We start from the raw sequence: 1,007 nt of genomic DNA, 5'->3' as shown, positions 1-1,007 counted from the left end.
CGCCCGGTTACATTCCGAACCCGGAAGCTAAGCCTTTCAGCGCCGATGGTACTGCAGGGGGGACCCTGTGGGAGAGTAGGACGCCGCCGAACAATATTTCAGGACCCTTGGTCCCAGCGTTCACGCTGGGACCAAGGGTCCTTTTGTTTTTCTTGATTTTTTCGAAGCGCGTCGGGGTGCCGGCTGCGCGAGAATGACTGCAGTACCCGAAGACAGGAGTCACGCCGATGTCCACCAACTCTCCCGACGACCGTCCGGAGCGCGAGCCGCGTCGCAGGGACGGTGGCGAGCGGGGCGGCTTCCGTGGCCCGCGTCGTGACGACAACCGGGGTGGCGGCGGCTACCGCCGCGATGACCGGCCGCGTGATGACCGTCGTGATGACAACCGTGGCGGCGGGTTCCGCCGTGATGACCGGCGCGACGACCGGCGTGATGACCGTCCCTCCTTCCGGCGCGACGACCGTCCCCGTGACGACCGCCGTGATGACCGCCCCTCCTTCCGTCGTGACGACCGGCCGCGTGATGACCGTCGTGATGACAACCGTGGCGGCGGGTACCGCCGCGATGACCGGCGTGACGACCGTCCGTCGTTCCGTCGTGATGACAACCGCGGCGGTGGGTTCCGTCGTGACGATCGGCGTGATGAGCGTCCGTCGTTCCGTCGTGACGAGCGTCCGCGTGATGACCGTCGTGATGACAACCGTGGTGGCGGGTTCCGTCGGGATGACCGGCGTGATGAGCGTCCGTCGTTCCGGCGTGATGACCGGCCGCGTGATGACCGTCGTGACGACAACCGCGGTGGCGGCTTCCGTCGTGACGACCGCCGTGACGACAACCGTGGCGGCGGGTTCCGTCGTGACGATCGGCGTGATGAGCGTCCGTCGTTCCGTCGTGACGAGCGTCCGCGCGACGACCGTCGTGATGACAACCGTGGTGGCGGGTTCCGTCGGGATGACCGGCGTGATGAGCGTCCGTCGTTCCGGCGTGATGACCGGCCGCGTGATGAC

General features: G+C 67.2%; 1 rRNA gene and 1 pseudogene. One reads left to right on the top strand and one right to left on the bottom strand.

The features are described 5' to 3' along the window. A 5S ribosomal RNA gene (rrf, locus tag ACF09C_RS22605) occupies positions 1-92 on the top strand; the annotation flags it as partial. A gap of 6 nt (positions 93-98) precedes the next feature. On the opposite strand, the pseudogene ACF09C_RS22600 reads toward rrf, so the two are convergent. Beyond that, positions 99-1,007 (bottom strand): annotated as a pseudogene (locus ACF09C_RS22600) (hypothetical protein); the annotation flags it as partial.

Source organism: Streptomyces sp. NPDC014870, from assembly GCF_043081505.1.
In the GTDB taxonomy this organism is placed as follows: Bacteria; Actinomycetota; Actinomycetes; order Streptomycetales; family Streptomycetaceae; genus Streptomyces.
This window is presented reverse-complemented; position numbering and strand designations above follow the sequence as displayed.